The 18,125-nt window shown below is 70.9% G+C and carries 15 protein-coding genes; 13 read left to right on the top strand and 2 right to left on the bottom strand.

Annotation, left to right across the window (positions count from 1 at the left end; all coding sequences use genetic code 11):
* Positions 1-18 precede the first annotated feature (18 nt).
* Positions 19-930 carry a LysR family transcriptional regulator gene (locus tag CFK38_RS02610; RefSeq protein ID WP_096801676.1) on the bottom strand — a complete coding sequence of 304 codons (912 nt, stop codon included), beginning with the start codon at positions 928-930 and terminating at the stop codon, positions 19-21.
* 194 nt (positions 931-1,124) lie between these two features.
* Between CFK38_RS02610 and CFK38_RS02605 the strand changes: the two genes are divergently transcribed.
* The 8 genes from CFK38_RS02605 (at position 1,125) to CFK38_RS02570 (ending at position 10,026) form a co-directional block, all read left to right on the top strand.
* Positions 1,125-2,252: a tartrate dehydrogenase gene (locus CFK38_RS02605; RefSeq protein ID WP_096801675.1), complete on the top strand. Its 1,128-nt coding sequence runs from the start codon at positions 1,125-1,127 to the stop codon at positions 2,250-2,252.
* Between the two features lie 145 nt (positions 2,253-2,397).
* Complete coding sequence (locus CFK38_RS02600; protein WP_096801674.1) at positions 2,398-3,378, top strand: tripartite tricarboxylate transporter substrate binding protein; 981 nt, start codon at positions 2,398-2,400, stop codon at positions 3,376-3,378.
* 66 nt (positions 3,379-3,444) lie between these two features.
* Positions 3,445-5,010 (top strand): tripartite tricarboxylate transporter permease, encoded by a 1,566-nt coding sequence (locus CFK38_RS02595; RefSeq protein ID WP_096801673.1) that lies wholly within the window; start codon positions 3,445-3,447, stop codon positions 5,008-5,010.
* A gap of 1 nt (position 5,011) precedes the next feature.
* On the top strand, positions 5,012-5,485 hold the full coding sequence (locus CFK38_RS02590; RefSeq protein ID WP_096801672.1) for a tripartite tricarboxylate transporter TctB family protein: 474 nt from the start codon (positions 5,012-5,014) through the stop codon (positions 5,483-5,485).
* A 62-nt stretch (positions 5,486-5,547) separates the two neighbouring features.
* Positions 5,548-6,627 carry a tartrate dehydrogenase gene (locus CFK38_RS02585; protein WP_096801671.1) on the top strand — a complete coding sequence of 360 codons (1,080 nt, stop codon included), beginning with the start codon at positions 5,548-5,550 and terminating at the stop codon, positions 6,625-6,627.
* Entirely contained in the window at positions 6,624-7,790 is a 1,167-nt protein-coding gene (locus CFK38_RS02580) for a mandelate racemase/muconate lactonizing enzyme family protein (RefSeq protein WP_096801670.1), read from the top strand. The genes CFK38_RS02585 and CFK38_RS02580 overlap by 4 nt, the downstream gene beginning before the upstream one ends.
* Before the next feature lie 215 nt (positions 7,791-8,005).
* Positions 8,006-9,025, top strand: coding sequence for a Gfo/Idh/MocA family protein (locus CFK38_RS02575; RefSeq protein ID WP_096801669.1), 1,020 nt, complete (start codon positions 8,006-8,008; stop codon positions 9,023-9,025).
* Positions 9,019-10,026, top strand: coding sequence for a Gfo/Idh/MocA family protein (locus CFK38_RS02570; protein ID WP_096801668.1), 1,008 nt, complete (start codon positions 9,019-9,021; stop codon positions 10,024-10,026). The genes CFK38_RS02575 and CFK38_RS02570 overlap by 7 nt, the downstream gene beginning before the upstream one ends.
* A gap of 21 nt (positions 10,027-10,047) precedes the next feature.
* Here the strand turns inward: CFK38_RS02570 and CFK38_RS02565 are convergent, their stop codons facing one another.
* Positions 10,048-10,518, bottom strand: a complete 471-nt coding sequence (locus CFK38_RS02565; RefSeq protein WP_096801667.1) for an Lrp/AsnC family transcriptional regulator — start codon at positions 10,516-10,518, stop codon at positions 10,048-10,050.
* Between the two features lie 178 nt (positions 10,519-10,696).
* On the opposite strand from CFK38_RS02565, the gene CFK38_RS02560 reads away from it, so the two are divergent.
* From CFK38_RS02560 to CFK38_RS02540, 5 genes are read left to right on the top strand one after another with little or no spacing between them, the layout of a single operon-like run.
* Positions 10,697-11,833 carry a thiamine pyrophosphate-dependent enzyme gene (locus tag CFK38_RS02560; protein WP_096801666.1) on the top strand — a complete coding sequence of 379 codons (1,137 nt, stop codon included), beginning with the start codon at positions 10,697-10,699 and terminating at the stop codon, positions 11,831-11,833.
* A complete protein-coding gene (locus CFK38_RS02555; RefSeq protein ID WP_096801665.1) occupies positions 11,830-12,825 on the top strand; it encodes an alpha-ketoacid dehydrogenase subunit beta in 996 nt (331 codons plus the stop codon). The genes CFK38_RS02560 and CFK38_RS02555 overlap by 4 nt, the downstream gene beginning before the upstream one ends.
* Positions 12,825-14,360, top strand: a complete 1,536-nt coding sequence (locus CFK38_RS02550; RefSeq protein ID WP_096801664.1) for a dihydrolipoamide acetyltransferase family protein — start codon at positions 12,825-12,827, stop codon at positions 14,358-14,360. The genes CFK38_RS02555 and CFK38_RS02550 overlap by 1 nt, the downstream gene beginning before the upstream one ends.
* A gap of 3 nt (positions 14,361-14,363) precedes the next feature.
* Positions 14,364-15,965, top strand: coding sequence for a carboxyl transferase domain-containing protein (locus tag CFK38_RS02545; RefSeq protein WP_096801663.1), 1,602 nt, complete (start codon positions 14,364-14,366; stop codon positions 15,963-15,965).
* A gap of 7 nt (positions 15,966-15,972) precedes the next feature.
* Positions 15,973-18,021 (top strand): ATP-binding protein, encoded by a 2,049-nt coding sequence (locus tag CFK38_RS02540; protein WP_096801662.1) that lies wholly within the window; start codon positions 15,973-15,975, stop codon positions 18,019-18,021.
* The last annotated feature ends 104 nt before the right edge of the window (positions 18,022-18,125 follow it).

Below are 18,125 nucleotides of genomic sequence, written 5' to 3'. Positions count from 1 at the left end.
GCGCGAGCCCGGCGCACCTCACGAGGCCTCTCGACCTCGCGTCGGTGCGCCCGTCAGCTGTGCGCCGGAGAGCAGGAGGAAGGCGCGCGCGGCCGGAGTGAGATCGACGTCGCGATGGACGATCGAGCCATCGAGGAACTCGGGGGTGTCGAGGTCGTGCACCACGAGACCCGACTCCTTGGCGAGGCCGCGCCAGGCATCGGCGATCACGGCGATGCCGGTCCCGTTGATCACCATGGGGAGGATCGCTTCGCGGTGCTCGGTCTCCACCACGGCGATCGTAGAGCGATTCGTGGCGATGACCTGGTCCGCGACGCGACGCATCCCCGTGCCGGGCTGGCCGATGATCAGGCGCTGGCCCTCCAGCTGGGCGTAGCTCAGCGGCCCCTGTGCGGGGAGATCGACGTTCTTGGACGAGATCACGATGAAGCTTTGTCGCAGGAGCGGGTGGAGGACGAGGTCCCCCGAATCCACGGGATCCGTGACGGCCATGATTCCCAGGTCGACACCACCGGAGCGGACCAGGGACATCACCTCCCGCGGGGTCCCGGCCGCCCGGATTGAGGTCTGGATCATCGGATACTTCCGCACATAGCGGTCGATGATCGACGGCAGGGGATAGACCGCCTGGGACGGCATCGTGGCCAGCACCAGACGCCCCGTGCGCAGCCCGTTCACCGCATCGACGTGCGCGCGCGACAGCTCCATCCAGTGCGTGACCTGGCGGGCCGGAGCGATGAGGGCTTCTCCCGCGGGGGTCAGTTGCAGTCGGCGTCCGGTGCGGGTGAACAGTTCGGTACCGAGGTCGCGCTGGAGCGATCTCAGTGCTTGGGAGACGGAGGGCTGCGCGACGAAGAGCTTCTCGGCCGCGGCCCCCACGCCGCCTTCGTCCACGACGGCGAGGAAGTACTCGAGCTGACGCGCATCCATGCTCCGACACTACGGGTTCCTTCGGAAACACGTATGCATTTCTCGAGGAACGCGCCGTCGACCAGCTCTTACGGATAGACGGACAGCACCGTCCATAGGGATCGCCTATGTGATGCATTGCATATTAGTCTTGGACCGTCCGCGACTCCGACCGCTTGAATGACGGGACCAACCCGCCACGACCCGGAGTCTCCATGAACAGCACGGCACGCATCTATCGGATCGCCTCCATCCCCGGCGACGGCATCGGCCGGGAGGTGATCGATGCCGGGCTGCAGGTTCTCCGGACGGTCTCCGAACTCTCGAACGGGGAGATCGCCTTCGAGGTCACTGAGTTCCCCTGGAGCTCGCACTACTATCTCGAGCACGGTCACTACGTCCCCGAGGGCGGCCTCGAGCAGCTCGCCGAGCACGACGCGATCTACTTCGGCGCCGTGGGCGGTCCGGAGGTGCCGGATCATGTGAGCTTGTGGGGCCTGCGCCTGGCGATCACCCAGCCCTTCGACCAGTGGGCGAACATCCGCCCGGTCTCGTTCCTGCCGGGAGTGTCCTCGCCGCTGCGCAAGGCAGACACCACGGAGCTGGAATGGGTGGTGGTGAGGGAGAACAGCGAGGGCGAGTACGCCGGATTCGGAGGACGCAATCTGAGCGGGCGCGGACCCGGCAACGAGGTCGCGGTCCAGACCAGCCTCCACACCGAGAAGGGCTGCGAGCGGATCATCCGCTTCGCCTTCGACCTGGCCAGGACCCGACCGGTCACGAAGGTCTCCAGCGTCACCAAGTCCAACGCACAGCAGTACGGGATGGTCCTTTGGGACGAGGTGTTCACTCGCGTCGCGAAGGACTATCCTGACGTCGAGACCGAGAGCGTCCTGGTCGACGCGATGAGCGCGAAGTTCGTGCTCCATCCCGAGCAGCTCTCGGTGGTCGTCGCCTCCAACCTCCACGCCGACATCCTCTCGGATCTGGGGTCGGCACTGGCCGGCAGCCTCGGCATCGCCGCCAGCGCGAACCTTAATCCGGATCGACGCTACCCCTCGATGTTCGAGCCGGTCCACGGGTCGGCTCCCGACATCGTGGGGCAGGGCATCGCGAACCCCATCGGCGCGGTCGCCAGTGCGGCACTCATGCTCGAGCATCTCGGAGAGCCGGCAGCGGCTCGCGCCGTCCTGGCAGCGATCGACGCGACGACCGGGGCCGGCATCCTGCCGAAGGACCTCGGAGGGGTCGCGACGACGGCTCAGGTCACCGAGGCTCTGGTCTCCGCGCTGCGAGAGGACCAGCGCGCATCGGAGACGGAGGAGGTGGTCGCCCTGTCTTGAGGCCCGGCGCCTGCCCGAGCTCGACCGCACCACCTGATCGACCACCCAGCAACTCGCCGGCACCGATCCGAGGACGGATCACCGGACCCGCTGTGCGCATGCACCGGCTCCGGAGCGCCGACAACGATCCAATGGAGGATCACGGATGAAACGCATAGCCAAGGCCACCATGGCCACCCTGGCCACAGGTGCACTCCTCGTCGGCTGCGGCTCCTCAGCCGGAGGCGGCGAGGAGGCCGCCGCGAACTATCCCGAGCGTCCGATCGACTACGTCATCGCCTTCGACGCCGGCGGCGAATCCGACATCACCGCCCGACTGCAGCAGGCACCGCTCCAGGAAGCCCTCGGCGTGGACATCTCGATCACCAATAAACCGGGAGGCGGTGGTGCACTCGGTTGGTCCGAGCTGACGCGGACGGCGCCTGACGGCTACACGATCATGGGACACAACCTGCCGCACATCATCGTGCAGCCCATGATGCGCGACGACGCGGGATACGAGACCGAGCAGCTCAAGCAGGTCTACATCTTCCAGTCGACGCCGAACGTTCTCATGGTCCCCGCGGACAGCCCGTACAAGACCCTCGACGACTTCATCGCCGCGGCGAAGGCGGACCCGGGTGCGATCTCAGTCGGCGGCAGCGGGACCTACGGGGCCAACCACATCGGCGTGCTCCAGCTCAACGAGGCCGCGGGCATCGACACGACCTACACGCCGTTCTCGGGCACCGGTGCCGCCACCCCGGCACTGCTCGGCGGTCACGTCGATGCGCTGATGACGTACACCCCGATGATCAACCAGCTCGGCGATCAGGTCCGGGTGCTCGGTGTCGCGACCGAGGAGCCGATGGAGCAGATCCCGGACATCCCCACCTTTACCTCGCAGGAGGTCGACCTGGTGGGCGGCGCCTATCGAGGCGTCGCAGTGCCTCCGGACACCCCGGACGCCATCGTCGGGGAGCTCGCTGCGGCGATCGAAGAGGTCAATCAGGATCCCGAGCTGGTCGAGAAGTTCAACGAGCAGCTGTTCGTGCTGGAGAACATGGGGCCGGAGGAGGCCACCGAGTTCACGCAGGAGCGCAAGGAGGTCCTCACCGAGCTCCTCGGAGACCTCGAAGAGGCCTGACCGACCCTGCCCACCCCCCTGTCGTCCCCGCGCGGAAGCGCGGGGACGACCCCGATCGGAGACCTCATGTTCGAACTCCTCGGCGTCGGCATCGCCAACAACCTGGCCCCGTCGATGCTCCTGCTCGTACTGGTCGGCACCGTCGCCGGAATGGCCATCGGCGCCATGCCCGGCCTCAGCGCCACCATGGGACTGGCGCTCCTGGTCCCCTTCACCTTCGTCATGGATCCGACCGCCGCCCTGGTCCTCCTCGGGGCCTTCTACATGGGCGCCATCTACGGCGGATCCTTCACCGCGATCCTGGTCAACGCCCCCGGCACCCCGTCATCGGTCGCCACCGCGCTCGAGGGCTTCCCGATGACGAAGAAGGGCAAGAGCGAGCTCGCCGTGGTCGGCGCGACCATGGGCTCCTTCTTCGGCGGCATCATCGGCGTCATCGCACTGATCTTCCTCGCGCCGCCGCTGGCAGAGTTCTCTCTGCGCTTCGGCCCGCAGGAGTACTTCTGGGTGGCGGTCTTCGGACTGACGATCATCATCTCGATGTCCGCCGGCTCGAGCCTCAAAGGGCTGATCGGCGGTGCCCTGGGACTGATGCTCGCGCTGATCGGCATCGCCCCCGTCGGCGGCGATGTCCGCTTCACCTTCGGCGAGCCCATGCTCCAGGGCGGGATCCCGCTGGTCCCGGCCATGGTGGGCCTGTTCACCATCCCGGAGGTCATCCGCCTCATCGCCCGCAAGGGCCGCTCCGCGGAGATGCTCGACGTCGACGAGGACCGTCAGGGCCTCGGTGCGATGCTCCGTCGGGTCCTGTCGAAGCCCGGCAACCTCATCCGGTCGAGCATCATCGGGACCGTCGTCGGCATCATGCCCGGCGCCGGTGGCAGCGTCGCCAACCTCGTCGCCTACAGCGAGGCCAAGCGCGTCTCCCCGCATCCGGAGACCTACGGCAAGGGCGAGGTCGATGGCGTCGTCGCGGCGGAGTCCGCGAACAACGGCACAGTCGGCGGCGGTATGATCCCGACTCTGACTCTGGGGGTTCCCGGCACCCCGCCGGACGCCATCATCATCGGCGTGCTGCTGCTGCACGGGCTGCGTCCCGGCGCGGAGCTGTTCACCTCCTCCGGCGACCTGGTCTACACCTTCATCATCGCCCTGGCCGTCTCCGCCGTGATGATGGTGCCCGTCGGCCTCATCGGCGGGCGCGCCCTGCAGCGCGGGGTGGTCGCGATGCCCACCCGGTATCTCGCCCCGTTCATCATGGTGCTGACCATCGTCGGCTCCTACGCTGTGCGGAACTCCCTGGTCGATGTGGTGATCATGCTGGTCCTCGGGGTGCTGGCGTACTTCCTCTCCCTCGCGGGGATCAGCGCCGCCCCGATCGTCCTCGGCCTGATCCTCGGCACCATCGCCGAGACCGGATTCGTGCAGGGCCTGCTCACCGCGAAGGGCGAGGCGATCCCGTGGCTGACCTTCTTCACCCGCCCGCTCAGCATCGTGCTGATCGTGCTCACCCTGGCGAGCGTCCTGCTGCCGATGCTGAGCGCCCGCCGCAAGCGCCAGAGGGCGGACGGCGGAGCGGAGCCCACCTCCGCGAGCGACGCGCACCTCTCCGACTCCACCACGAAGGAGTGACATGGACACCCCCATGACCAATACGGACAGGATCAACATCGCCGTCGGCGTCGTGACCGTCGGCATCGCCGCCGCTTTCTGGATCCAGCGGAGCCACACCACCGAGTTCGGTGGAGCCTGGGCGGATCCGATCATCATCATCTTCGGTGCGCTGGGTGTGCTGCTGCTGGTGCTCGGAGTGCTGCGCCGTCACGTCGGCGGCACCGATGCGGACGAGGAGGAGGACGCCCTGCCGGTGCGCGGGCTGGTGACGGCCGGCGTGCTGCTGGTGGCCTGGATCGCCGCGCTCCCCTTCCTCGGCTACGTCCTCAGCGGCGTCGTCTTCTTCCTGTTCACGGCGCTCGCGATGCGACGGAGCAGGCCCGGGATCCGCGGCCTCCTGCTGGATGTCCTCATCGCCGCAGTCGTCGTCGGCGCCGTCTATCTCGTCTTCACCGAGGTTCTCTACGTCAGGCTCCCGGGCCCCGCGTTCTGAGCCGTCCCTGCACCGCACCGGCGCCTGCCGGACGCCATCCCACCCTGAGGAGAAAACTCATCATGACATCCACGTATCGGATCGCCACGATCCCAGGCGACGGCATCGGCACCGAGGTCGTGCCCGCCGCCCAGCAGGTCCTCGACGCGGTCGGCTCCCGTCACGGCATCCGCTTCGACTGGAACGAGTTCGACTGGTCCTGCGAGTACTACGCCCGCACCGGGCGGATGATGCCCGAGAACGGCCTCGAGGTCCTCGCCGAGCACGACCAGATCTTCCTCGGGGCCGTGGGCTACCCCGGGGTGCCGGACCACGTCTCCCTGTGGGGGCTGCTGGTCCCGATCCGTCGCGCCTTCCGCCAGTACGTCAACCTGCGGCCGGTCACCCTCCTGCCGGGGATCGACAGCCCGCTGCGTGATGTGCCCGCAGGCGGCATCGACTTCCTGGTGGTGCGGGAGAACAACGAGGGGGAGTACTCGGAGACCGGCGGCCGGCTCTACCGGGGAACGCCCGAGGAGCTCGCGATCCAGGACTCGGTCTTCACCCGTCGGGGAGTGGACCGGGTGATGCGCTACGCCTTCGACCTCGCGCAGTGCCGGAGCGGGAGGCTGGCCTCGGCCACGAAGTCCAACGGGATCATCCACACGATGCCCTTCTGGGACGAGATCTTCCGGGAGCTCGCGGCGGAGCATCGCGACGTCGAGACCAGCGAGTACCACATCGACGCGCTGGCGGCGATGTTCGTGCTCGATCCGGGCCGGTTCGACGTGGTCGTCGCCTCGAACCTCTTCGGTGACATCCTCACCGATCTGGGGGCGGCGATCATCGGCAGCATCGGCATCGCGCCCTCGGCGAACCTCAACCCGGAGGGGGAGCACCCCTCGATGTTCGAGCCCGTGCACGGCTCGGCACCGGACATCGCCGGGACCGGCGCGGCCAACCCGCTCGGGCAGGTCTGGACGGGCGCCATGATGCTCGACCATCTCGGACACCCGCAGGCAGCGGCCGACGTGATGGCGGCGATCTCGAGCGTCCTCGCCGACACCGGTGCCCGCACCCCGGACCTGGGCGGCACCGCCTCGACGCAGGAGGTCACCGCCGAGCTCCTCACGGCCCTCGCCCGGACGGAGGTGGCGGCATGAGGATCCTCGACATCCGGGAGCAGACGTTCCCCATCAGCTCACCGATCCGCAACGCCTTCATCGACTTCAGCCGGATGAACCTCAGCCTGGTCGCGGTGGTCACCGACGTGGTCCGCGAGGGCAGGCCCGTGGTCGGCTACGGGTTCAACTCCAACGGCCGCTACGGCCAGGGATCGATGATGCGCGAGCGGTTCATCCCCCGCGTGCTCGAGACCGAGCCCGAGGAGCTGATCGACTCCAGCGGCGAGAACCTGGACCCAGCGGCGATCTGGTCCGCGATGATGCGCAACGAGAAGCCCGGCGGGCACGGGGAGCGCTCGGTGGCGGTCGGCACGATCGACATGGCCGTGTGGGACGCGGTCGCCAAGATCGCGGAGAAGCCGCTCTACCAGCTGCTCGCCGAGCGGTACGGGCAGGGCACGCCCGACCGGGAAGTCTTCGTCTATGCGGCGGGCGGCTACTACTACCCGGGCCAGGACCTGAAGGCCCTCCAGGACGAGATGCGTGGGTACCTCGACCGCGGCTATTCGGTGGTGAAGAAGAAGATCGGCGGTGCCGATCTCGACACCGATCGTCGGCGCATCGACGCGGTCCTGGACGTCCTCGGCCCCGGTCAGCGACTCGCGGTGGACGCCAACGGGCGCTTCGATCGGGAGACCGCGCTGCGCTACGCGGAGGCGCTCTCGGACTACGACCTGTTCTGGTATGAGGAGCCCGGCGATCCGCTGGACTTCGAGCTGCAGGCCGCGGTCGCCGAGGTCTACCGGGGCCCGCTCGCGACCGGCGAGAACCTGTTCTCCATGCAGGACTCCCGCAACCTCATCCGCTACGGAGGGATGCGCCGGGACCGGGACTGGCTGCAGTTCGACTGCGCGCTGAGCTACGGGCTCGTGGAGTACCTGCGCACCCTCGAGATGCTCCGGGAGAACGACTGGTCACCGGGCCGCTGCGTCCCGCACGGCGGCCACCAGATGTCGCTGAACATCGCCGCGGGCCTGGGCCTGGGCGGGAACGAGTCCTATCCGGACTTGTTCCAGCCCTTCGGCGGCTTCCCGGACGGGGTCCAGGTGCAGGACAGCCGCATCGTGATGCCCGAGCTGCCCGGCATCGGGTTCGAGGGCAAGTCGGATCTCTTCACCCATATGGCAGGGCTGGTCGCCTGAGCTCGGAACCGCGTGTGTGGGCCGGGACGGCGACTCCGTGGGCAGGGACCGTCCCGGCCACGCCACGCCCACCTCTGATTCCACAACCGGGTTACATAAACTGTCCACGCTGGTAGCGTGCTCTCATGCATGGCATGGTGGCCGCGTCGCGGTCGCACCGTCGGGCACCCTCGACCGGGGTGCCGGCGCCCTCTTCGAGGAAGGACCGCTCGCGCATGACCACCTCTCCACATCCCGGGAGCCCCGCCCCGTCGGCCGCTCCGGGTCCGCTCCGCGTCGGGATCGTCGGCACCGGTGGGATCGCCCGCGCTCACCTGCCCGGCTGGAGGGAGGTCGGCGCCGAGCTGCACTGCCACAGCGAGGTCGGGGCCCAGCAGTTCGCGGCCGAGGCCGGCGCCACCGCGCACGACAGCCTCCAGCAGCTGCTGGCCGCGGTGGACGTCGTCGACGTCTGCACCCCCACCCCCTCGCATCCCGGGATCGTGCGGGCCGCGCTGGACGCCGGCAGGGACGTGCTCTGCGAGAAGCCGCTGGCCCTGGATCCCGCGGAGGCCCGCGACCTCGTCGAACAGGCCGACCGTGCCGGCAGACTGCTGTTCCCGGCGCATGTGGTGCGCTACTTCCCCCAGTACGCCGCGGCCAAGCGCGCGATCGACACCGGCGCCGTGGGCACCCTCGCCGTCCTGCGCTTCGAGCGCACCGGCTCCCTGCCGGACCGCTCCTGGTACGCGGACGACGAGCTCTCCGGCGGCATCGTCATGGACCAGATGATCCACGACATCGACCAGGCGCTGTGGATGGCCGGCCCGGTCCAGCGGGTCTTTGCCCAGCAGTCGATCGCCGCCTCCGACAGCGCGGTGCGCACCGCGCATGTGGTGCTCACCCACCGGTCCGGTGCGCTCTCCCATTGCCGCGGCTTCTGGGGCCCGCCGGGCACGCAGTTCCGCTATACCTTCGACCTCGCCGGGGACGCCGGGCTCCTGCAGTACGACAGCGCCGGCGACCCGGGGATCGTGTTCGACGCCGTCGCCGCCGCCCGCCACACCACCGGGGACGGCTTCCTGCCGGACGTCTCCGCTGTGAGGGACCCCTACACGGCCGAGATCGTCGACTTCGCGACCGCCCTCGCCGGAGGTGCTCCCGCCCGGGTGGAGGCGGCCGACGGCGCCCTCGCCGTGGAGATCTCCCACGCCGCCCTCGAGTCCCTGCGCACCGGACGGAGCATCACATGCTGACCGCACCACCCACCGACCCCGCTGCGCCGCTCAAGGTCGCGCTGATGAGCTGCGCCCACACCCACGCGGGCTCCTATGCCGCCCTGCTCGAGTCCCGCACCGATGTGGAGCTGGTGGTCGCCGATCCGGACGGCTACGGCGATGTGCGCGGGGTGCGGGTGGTCCCCTCCTACGCCGACGCCTGGGACGCCTGGCCCGGGGGCCCGGACGCGATCGTGGTGACCAGCGCCAACGCCCATCACCGGGATCTCGTGCTGGAGGCCGCTCGTCGCGGCGCGCACGTGCTGTGCGAGAAGCCGCTGGCCACCTCCATCCCCGACGCCGAGGCGATGGTGGCGGCCTGCCGCGAGGCCGGCGTGGTGCTGATGACCGCCTTCCCGGTGCACTTCTCGCCCGCCGTCGAGACGCTGCGCACCGCACTGGCCGACGGCGCCCTCGGTGAGGTGATCGGCCTGACCGGCACCAACAACGGCAAGCTGCCCACCGCTCGGGACTGGTTCACCGACGTGGAGCTGGCCGGCGGCGGCGCGATGGTGGATCACACCGTCCACCTCGCCGAGATCCTCGACTCCGTCCTGGGCCCGCCCGCGACCGTCCACGCCACCACCAACCGCATCCTGCACGCCGAGCGGGCCGGAGAGGGCGCCGAGACCGGCGGACTGGTCACGCTCACCTACGGCTCGGGCCTGGTGGCGACGATCGACTGCTCCTGGTCGCTGCCCGAGGATGCCCCCACCTGGGGCGGGCTGCGCCTGCAGGCCGTCGGCACCGGTGGTCAGCTGCAGATCGACGCCTTCGCCCAGCACGTGGGCGGGCCCGGCCAGTGGCTGCCCTACGGGAGCGACCTGGACGCCCTGCTGCTGGACGCCTTCCTGGGGGCCGTGCGCGAGGGCCGTGCCGTCGATCCCACCGGTGAGGTGGGGCTGCGGACCGTCCGCGTGGTCGCCGCCGCCCAGGAGTCCGTGCGCACCGGCCAGCCGGTAGCGCTCGCCGAGGGCTGACCCGCTGACCCGCTGAGCTGCTCAGCGGCGCAGGTCGCGCTCGAGCACCGGCGCCAGGCGGAAGGGGATCAGCTCGCCCATCGCCAGCGAGGTGTCGGTGCGGATCACGCCCTCGCAGCCCAGCACCAGCTTGTTGACCCGATAGAGGTCATCGGTGTCGCGGCACACGCAGCGCACCAGGATGTCCTGCAGGCCGCTCAGCCCGTGCACCTGCACCACCTCGGGGATCTCCCGCAGCTGCGCGATCACCTGCTCGAGCCGGGGCTGGTCCACCTGCGTCTCCATGAACGCGGTCAGCGGATACCCGAGGGAGGCCGCGTGCAGGCGCCGGTCGTAGCCCTGCAGCGCCTGCCCGGCCTCCAGGGCGGCCAGGCGCGACTGGACGGTGTTGCGGGACAGGCCCAAACGCTCGGCGAGGGAGACGATCGTCGAGCGGGGGTTCTCCGTCATGGCCAGCAGAAGTCGACGGTCGGTGTCATCCACGATGCGCATAACGCCCAATTCTACGGCACCGTAGCCTGAGATGTTGAGCATTCTGCTGAACTTGCTCCGTATTTGTTGTACGCCTTGCACTCCGGACGTAACGTGGATCACGACGACGACGTCACGGCACCCACCCGGTGCGGACGTCCCATGCGCCCACCAGGCGCTGCGGATTCTGGAGGTCCGAATGTTGACGACCACGTCAGCTCCCGACCACGACCTGGTCGCTGGACTCGACACGCCCCTGCACGTCCTCCGCGAGGACGGCACCCGACGCCCCGATGCCACCCTGGACCCGCTGCTGGCCGACGTGGACCGGGAGCTGCTGACGAGCCTGTACCTGGACATGGCCGTGGTGCGAGCGATCGACGAGGAGGCCGTCGCCCTGCAGCGGCAGGGCGAGCTGGGCCTCTGGCCCCCGCTGCGCGGCCAGGAGGCCGCCCAGATCGGTCTGGGCCGGGCCCTGCCGGAGACGGACTTCCTGTTCACCTCGTACCGCGAGAACGCCCTGGCCTGGTGCCGCGGGGTGGGCCCGGCGGAGATGCTCTCCGTCTGGCGCGGCACCACCCTGTCCGGCTGGGGCCCCTTCGCCCACCACATGGCCACCCCGCAGGTGATCATCGGTGCGCAGACCCACCATGCCGTCGGCTACGCGATGGCCACCCAGGCGCAGGGCAAGGACGACCTCGCCGTCGCCTGCTTCGGCGACGGCGCCCTCAGCCAGGGGGACACGAACGAGGCCATGGTCTTCGCGGCGTCGTTCCAGGCGCCGGTGCTCTTCTTCTGCCAGAACAACCACTACGCGATCTCCGAGCCGGTGGACGTGCAGGCAACCGTGCCGATCGCCCTGCGACCCACCGGTTTCGGGATCCCCTCCCTCCGGGTCGACGGCAACGACGTGCTCGCCGTCCGAGCGGCCAGCCTGCTCGCCGCCCAGCACATCCGCGCCGGCAAGGGGCCGATGTTCATCGAGGCCGTCACCTACCGTCTCGGCCCCCACACCACCAGCGACGATCCCACCCGCTATCGCGAGGAGAAGGAGCTGGAGCACTGGCGCCGGCGCTGCCCGCTGGGGCGGCTGGAGCGGCATCTCGAGCAGCTCGGCGCCCCCGTCGGGGAGCTGCGCACCGAGGCGGAGCAGCGCAGCCAGGAGGCCACCACCGCCATGCAGGAGGCGGTGGCCGCACTGCCCTCCCCGGCACCGGAGAGCATGTTCGAGAACGTGCTGTCCACCGAGCATCCGGGCCTGCTGCGGCAGCGGGAGCAGTTCCGCGCCTTCACCGACTCGCTGGCCCCCGAGCAGACGGAGGGATCATCGGCATGAGCACCACCATGACCATGGCCGCCGCACTGAACGCCGCACTGCGCGACTCCCTCGAGGCCAGCGAGGACGTGGTGCTGATCGGCGAGGACATCGGCACCCTCGGCGGCGTCTTCCGGATCACCGACGGGCTGAAGGAGCGTTTCGGCGCCTCCCGCGTGATCGACTCGCCGCTGGCGGAGTCCGGGATCATCGGCGCCTCCGTGGGCATGGCCTACCGCGGGATGCGCCCGGTGTCCGAGATCCAGTTCGACGGCTTCGTCTACCCCGGCTTCGACCAGATCGTCGCCCAGGTCGCCCGTCTCCACTACCGCACCAGCGGCGCGGTGCGGATGCCGCTGACCATCCGGATCCCCTTCGGCGGCGGCATCGGTGCCGTCGAGCACCACTCGGAGAGCCCCGAGGCGTACTTCGCGCACACCCCCGGCCTGCGGGTGGTCACCGTCGCCGACCCCCAGGACGCCTACTCCACGATGCGTGCCGCGATCGAGTGCGACGACCCGGTGATGGTGCTCGAGCCGAAGCGCCGCTACTGGTCCAAGGGCGAGGTCGACACCTCGGTGACCGCCGATCTCTCCTCCGCACGGGTGCTGCGCGAGGGTCGGGACGCGACCCTGGTCGCCTACGGGCCGCTGGTGGTCACCGCGCTGGAGGCGGCGGTGGCCGCGGAGGACGACGGCATCGACCTCGAGGTCATCGACCTGCGCTCCCTGTCCCCGCTGGACCGGGACACGGTCGCCGCGAGCGTGCGCCGCACCGGCCACCTGGTGGTCGCCCACGAGGCACCCGGCAACGTCTCGCTCTCCTCCGAGGTGATCACCTCCGTGGTCGAGGACTGCTTCGCCCATCTGGAGGCGGCCCCCGAACGGGTGACCGGCTTCGACATTCCCTATCCGCCGGGCGTGCTGGAGGACCACTACCTGCCCGGCATCGACCGGATCCTGGACGCGGTGGATCGCACACTGGGCCGGCGCAACTCGAGGGAGGCAGCCTGATGAGCGACTTCATGCTCCCGGACCTGGGAGAGGGCCTCACCGAGGCGACGATCGTGACCTGGAACATCGCCGTGGGCGACGAGGTCACCCGGAACCAGGCGATCGCGGAGGTGGAGACCGCCAAGGCGCTGGTCGAGCTGCCCAGTCCGCGCGCCGGGCGCATCACCGCCCTGCATGCCGCGGAGGGGGAGACCCTCGCCGTCGGCGCGCCCCTGATCGGTCTCGAGGAGGCCGGTGCGGCGAGGGCCGGCGGGTCCGGTGCCGACTCCGCCGACTCCGCCGACGCCCCCGACGCCCCCGACGCCCCCGCCGAGTCCGCCGCTGCGCCGGCAGCTCCCGCCGGGTCTGCTGAGACCGCTGGGTCTGCTCATTCCGCCGACACCGCTGACTCCGCCGACTCCGCTGACTCCGCTGACTCCGCTGAGTCCACTGAGTCCGCCGCTGCGCCGGCAGCTCCCGCCGGGTCTGCTGAGACCGCTGGGTCTGCTCATTCCGCCGACACCGCCGACTCCGCCGACTCCACTGAGTCCGCCGCACCGCAGCGTCAGCAGGTCCTGGTCGGGTACGGGCCCATGCTGCCCGGCACCGGACGGCCCCGCCGTCGGCCGCGCTCCTTCGAGACCGTCCCCTACGAGGGCCGCAGCGAGCAGGAGGCCGCCCGGCAGACTCCGAAGGCGATGCCGCCGGTGCGGCGGCATGCTCGTGACCTGGGCGTGGACCTGGCCGCGGTGCGCGGGACGGGACCCGGCGGCAGGATCCTGCGCGCTGACGTCGACGCCAGCGCGCAGGGTGGGACCACCGCCCCCGGTGGTGCCGCCGTGCAGGACGGTGCCGGCAGCAGCTGCGGGCGGGCCTCCACCCGCCGGCCCGTCACGGGCCTGCGCCGCGAGACCGCCCGAGCCATGGCCGACTCCGCCTTCACGGCCCCGCACGCCTCGGTGCACACCACCCTCGATGTCACCGACACCCTCGAGCGGCTGCGCCGCACCGACCGGGACGGACGCAGGACGTCCTTCCTCGCCGCGGTGTGCCGGGCGATCGTCCCGGCCGCCGCCCGGACCCCCTCGGCCAACGCCCGCTTCGACGCCGAGGCCGGGGAGATCGAGCTGTTCGAACAGGTCTCCCTCGGCGTGGCCGTGGCCACCGAGCGGGGACTGGTGGTCGCCACCGTCCCCGACGCGGCCACCCTGGAGGGCGCGACCCTCACCGAGCGGATCGCCGAGCAGGCCGGGAAGGCCCGCGAGGGCACCCTCACCCCCACGGAGCTGACCGGCTCCACGCTCACCGTCACCAACGTCGGCGTGTTCGGTGTCGAGGGCGGGGTGCCGATCCTCAACCCCGGTCAGAGCATCATCCTGGCGATCGGAGCCCTGCGCACCCAGCCCTGGGAGCATCATGGAGAGGTAGCCCTGCGCACCGTCGTCACCCTCACCGTCTCCTTCGACCACCGGGTGCTCGACGGCGCGGAGGCCTCCCGGTTCCTGATGGACGTCGCCGACGTCCTGTCCGATCCCGCGATCCTGCTGACGAGGTAGTCCATGGATGTACTGCGCACCGCCGTCCCCCCGCACAGCGCCGCCACCGACCGCGCCGACGCGATGGAATCCCTGGTCGCCGAGCTGCGGCGGCGCCTCGCCGTCGCGGCCGACGGCGGCTCCGCCTCCGCTCGGGAGAAGCACCGCTCCCGCGGCAAGCTGCTGGCCCGTGAGCGCATCGACCGCCTGCTCGATCCGGGCACGCCCTTCCTCGAGATCGCGCCGCTGGCGGCGGAGGGGATGTACGACGGCTCCGCCCCGGGCGCCGGGGTGGTCGCCGGGGTCGGGATGATCCAGGGACGGCACTGCCTGATCCTCGCCAACGACGCCACCGTCAAGGGCGGCACCTACTTCCCGATGACCGTGAAGAAGCACCTGCGGGCCCAGGAGATCGCGCAGGAGAACCGCCTGCCCTGCGTGTACCTCGTGGACTCCGGCGGCGCCTACCTGCCGATGCAGGACGAGGTGTTCCCCGACCGCGACCACTTCGGGCGGATCTTCTACCACCAGGCCCGGATGAGCGCCGCAGGGATCGCGCAGCTCTCCGCCGTGATGGGCTCCTCCACCGCGGGCGGCGCCTACGTGCCGGCGATGAGCGACCAGACCGTCATCGTCCGCGAGCAGGGCACGATCTTCCTGGGCGGACCGCCGCTGGTGAAGGCCGCCACCGGCGAGGAGGTCAGCGCCGAGGACCTCGGCGGCGGGGTGATGCACACCGAGGTCTCCGGCGTCGCCGACCACCTCGCCGAGGACGACGAGCACGCCCTGTCGATCCTCCGCGACATCGTCGACACCCTCCCGGACCCCGCCCCGGTGCTGCCGCGCGAGGAGGCGCGCGAGCCGGTCGTCGACCCGGCGACCATGGGCGCCGCGGTGCCGACGGACCTCTCCACCCCCTACGACGTGCACGAGGTGATCGCCCGGGTCGTCGACGCCGGGGAGTTCTCCGAGTTCAAGCCCACCTACGGCACCACCCTGGTCACCGGCTTCGCCCGGATCCACGGCCACCGCGTCGGCATCGTCGCCAACAACGGCGTGCTGTTCAGCGAGTCCGCGCTCAAGGGCGCACACTTCGTCGAGCTCTGCGATCAGCGCGAGATCCCGCTGGTGTTCCTGCAGAACATCGCCGGGTTCATGGTGGGTGCCGAGTACGAGCGCGGCGGCATCGCCAAGGACGGCGCGAAGATGGTCACCGCCGTCGCCTGCGCCCGGGTCCCCAAGCTCACCATCGTCATCGGCGGCTCCTTCGGCGCCGGGACCTACTCGATGTGCGGCCGCGCCTACTCGCCGCGCTTCCTGTGGCTGTGGCCGAACGCGCGGGTGTCCGTGATGGGCGGCGCGCAGGCCGCCGCCGTGCTCGCCACCGTCAAGCGCGACCGGATCGAGGCGGGCGGCGGCACCTGGAGCGAGCAGGAGGAGGCCGAGTTCACGCGCCCCATCATCGAGGAGTACGAGACCCAGGGCAGCCCCTACTACTCCACCGCCCGGCTCTGGGACGACGGGGTCATCGACCCCGCCGACACCCGCACCGTGCTGGGCCTGGCCCTGGACGTCGTCTCCCGCGCCCCGCTGGCCGAGCCCAGCCACGGCGTCTTCCGGATGTGAGGTACTGATGATCCACGCTGTCCTGATCGCCAACCGCGGCGAGATCGCGATGCGGATCCTCCGCACCCTGCACCGGCTCGGCCTGAGAGGCATCGCCGTGCACACCGACGAGGACGCCGGCGCCGCCCATGTGGCCGCCGCCGACCGGTCCGTGCGCATCGGCTCCTACCTCGACGGCGCCGGGATCATCGCCGCCGCGCGAGCCACCGGAGCCCACGCCGTCCACCCCGGCTACGGCTTCCTCGCCGAGCGCGCCGACTTCGCCCGTGCCTGCGACGAGGCCGGACTGGTGTTCATCGGCCCCCCGGCCGCCGCGATCGAGACCATGGGCGACAAGATCGCCGCCCGCACCGCGGTCACCGCCCGCGCCGTGCCCGTCGTGCCCGGCATCGCCGACCCCGGACTCGACGACGCCGCCCTGATCGCCGGTGCCGCCGAGATCGGGTTCCCGGTGCTGGTCAAGCCCGCCGCCGGCGGCGGCGGCAAGGGGATGCACGAAGTCACCACGGCGGAGGAGCTGCCGGCCGCGCTCGCGGCCGCCCGCCGCGAGGCCGCCGGCGCCTTCGGTGACGACACCCTCTTCCTCGAGCGGCTGATCACCGCGCCGCGCCATATCGAGGTGCAGGTCCTCGCCGACAGCCACGGGAACGTGATCCACCTGGGCGAGCGCGAATGCTCCCTGCAGCGCCGTCACCAGAAGGTGATCGAGGAGGCGCCCAGCCCCTCCCTCACCCCCGCGCAGCGCGAACGCTTCGGGCAGGCCGCGGTCGCCGCCGCCCGCGCGGTGGACTACCGCGGCGCCGGCACCGTCGAGTTCATCATCGACGCCGCCGCCCCCGAGGAGCCCTTCTTCCTCGAGATGAACACCCGGCTGCAGGTCGAGCACGCCGTCACCGAGGCCGTCACCGGGATCGACCTGGTCGCCGAGCAGCTCCGCATCGCCGACGGCCGGCCGCTGTCGCTGACCCAGGACCAGGTGCACCTGGAGGGCCACGCGATCGAGGCCCGCGTCTACGCCGAGGACACGGCCGCAGGGTTCCTGCCGACCGGCGGCACGGTGCTGGCCCTCGCCCTGCCGGAGCACGCGCGGGTCGACCACGCCCTGGAGGTCGGCACCACCGTCTCCAGCAGCTACGACCCGATGCTCGCCAAGGTGATCGCCCACGCCCCCACCCGCACCCAGGCGCTCGCCGCCCTGGACCGGGCCCTCGCCGCCACGCATGTGCTCGGCGTGGTCACCAACACCAGCTTCCTGCGCACCCTGCTCGCCCTGGACGAGGTGGCCAGCGGCGACCTGGACACCGGACTGATCCAGCGCCGCCTGCCCGAGCTCGCCCCGCCCCCGGTCACCGTGCAGACGCTCGCGGTCGCGGCCCTGCTGCACTGGGACCAGGTGGCCCGCTCCCGGCCCGACGACCTCTGGCACCGCCCCTCCGGCTGGCGGCTCGCACAGCCCGCCCCGTTCGTGGTGCGCCTCGACGGGCACGACGGGGAGCTGCAGGAGATCGCGCTGACCGGCACCCCGAGCCGCGCCCGGGCACGCCTCGGCGAGGTCGAGGTCGACCTCGCCCTGCACGCCGGCGCCGTCACCGTCGACGGCTGCCGCCTCCCGCTGACCCACCACGTCGCCGAGGAGGCGGTATGGCTCGGGCTGCCGGGCCAGGACCGCGAGCTGATCCTGCACCGCCGCATCCACAGCGCCACCGGACAGGGGGCGGCACCCACCCTCGAGTCACCGATGCCCGGCACCGTCACCACCGTGCTGGTGGCCGATGGCGACCGGGTCGAGGCCGGTGATCCGGTGCTGGTGGTCGAGGCGATGAAGATGGAGCACACCCTCCGCGCCCCCGGCGCCGGCATCGTGCGCCTGCACGTCGGTGCCGGCCACCGGGTGGCCCGCGGCGAAGAGGTCGCCCAGGTGCTGCCCGAGGAGCCGACGGAAGCCCCCCACGACGATGCTCCTGCGGAGGCCCGTGCTCCCGCATCCGCCGCAGACCGGGCTCCATCCGCCACGGACCCGTCCACCCATCTCACCCCGCAGGAGGCCCGCTCATGACCGACCACGCCCACGCCCACACGCACGAGCCCGTCCCCGGTCCCGGCGCCGATTCCGTCCATGAGCCGGCCCCCGGCCATGAGCCCGTGCACGGTCCCGGCCCG

Source organism: Brachybacterium vulturis, assembly GCF_002407185.1.
GTDB classification, from domain to species: domain Bacteria; phylum Actinomycetota; class Actinomycetes; order Actinomycetales; family Dermabacteraceae; genus Brachybacterium; species Brachybacterium vulturis.
Note: the sequence above shows the minus strand (reverse complement) of the source record. Positions and strands in the feature narration are given on the sequence as shown.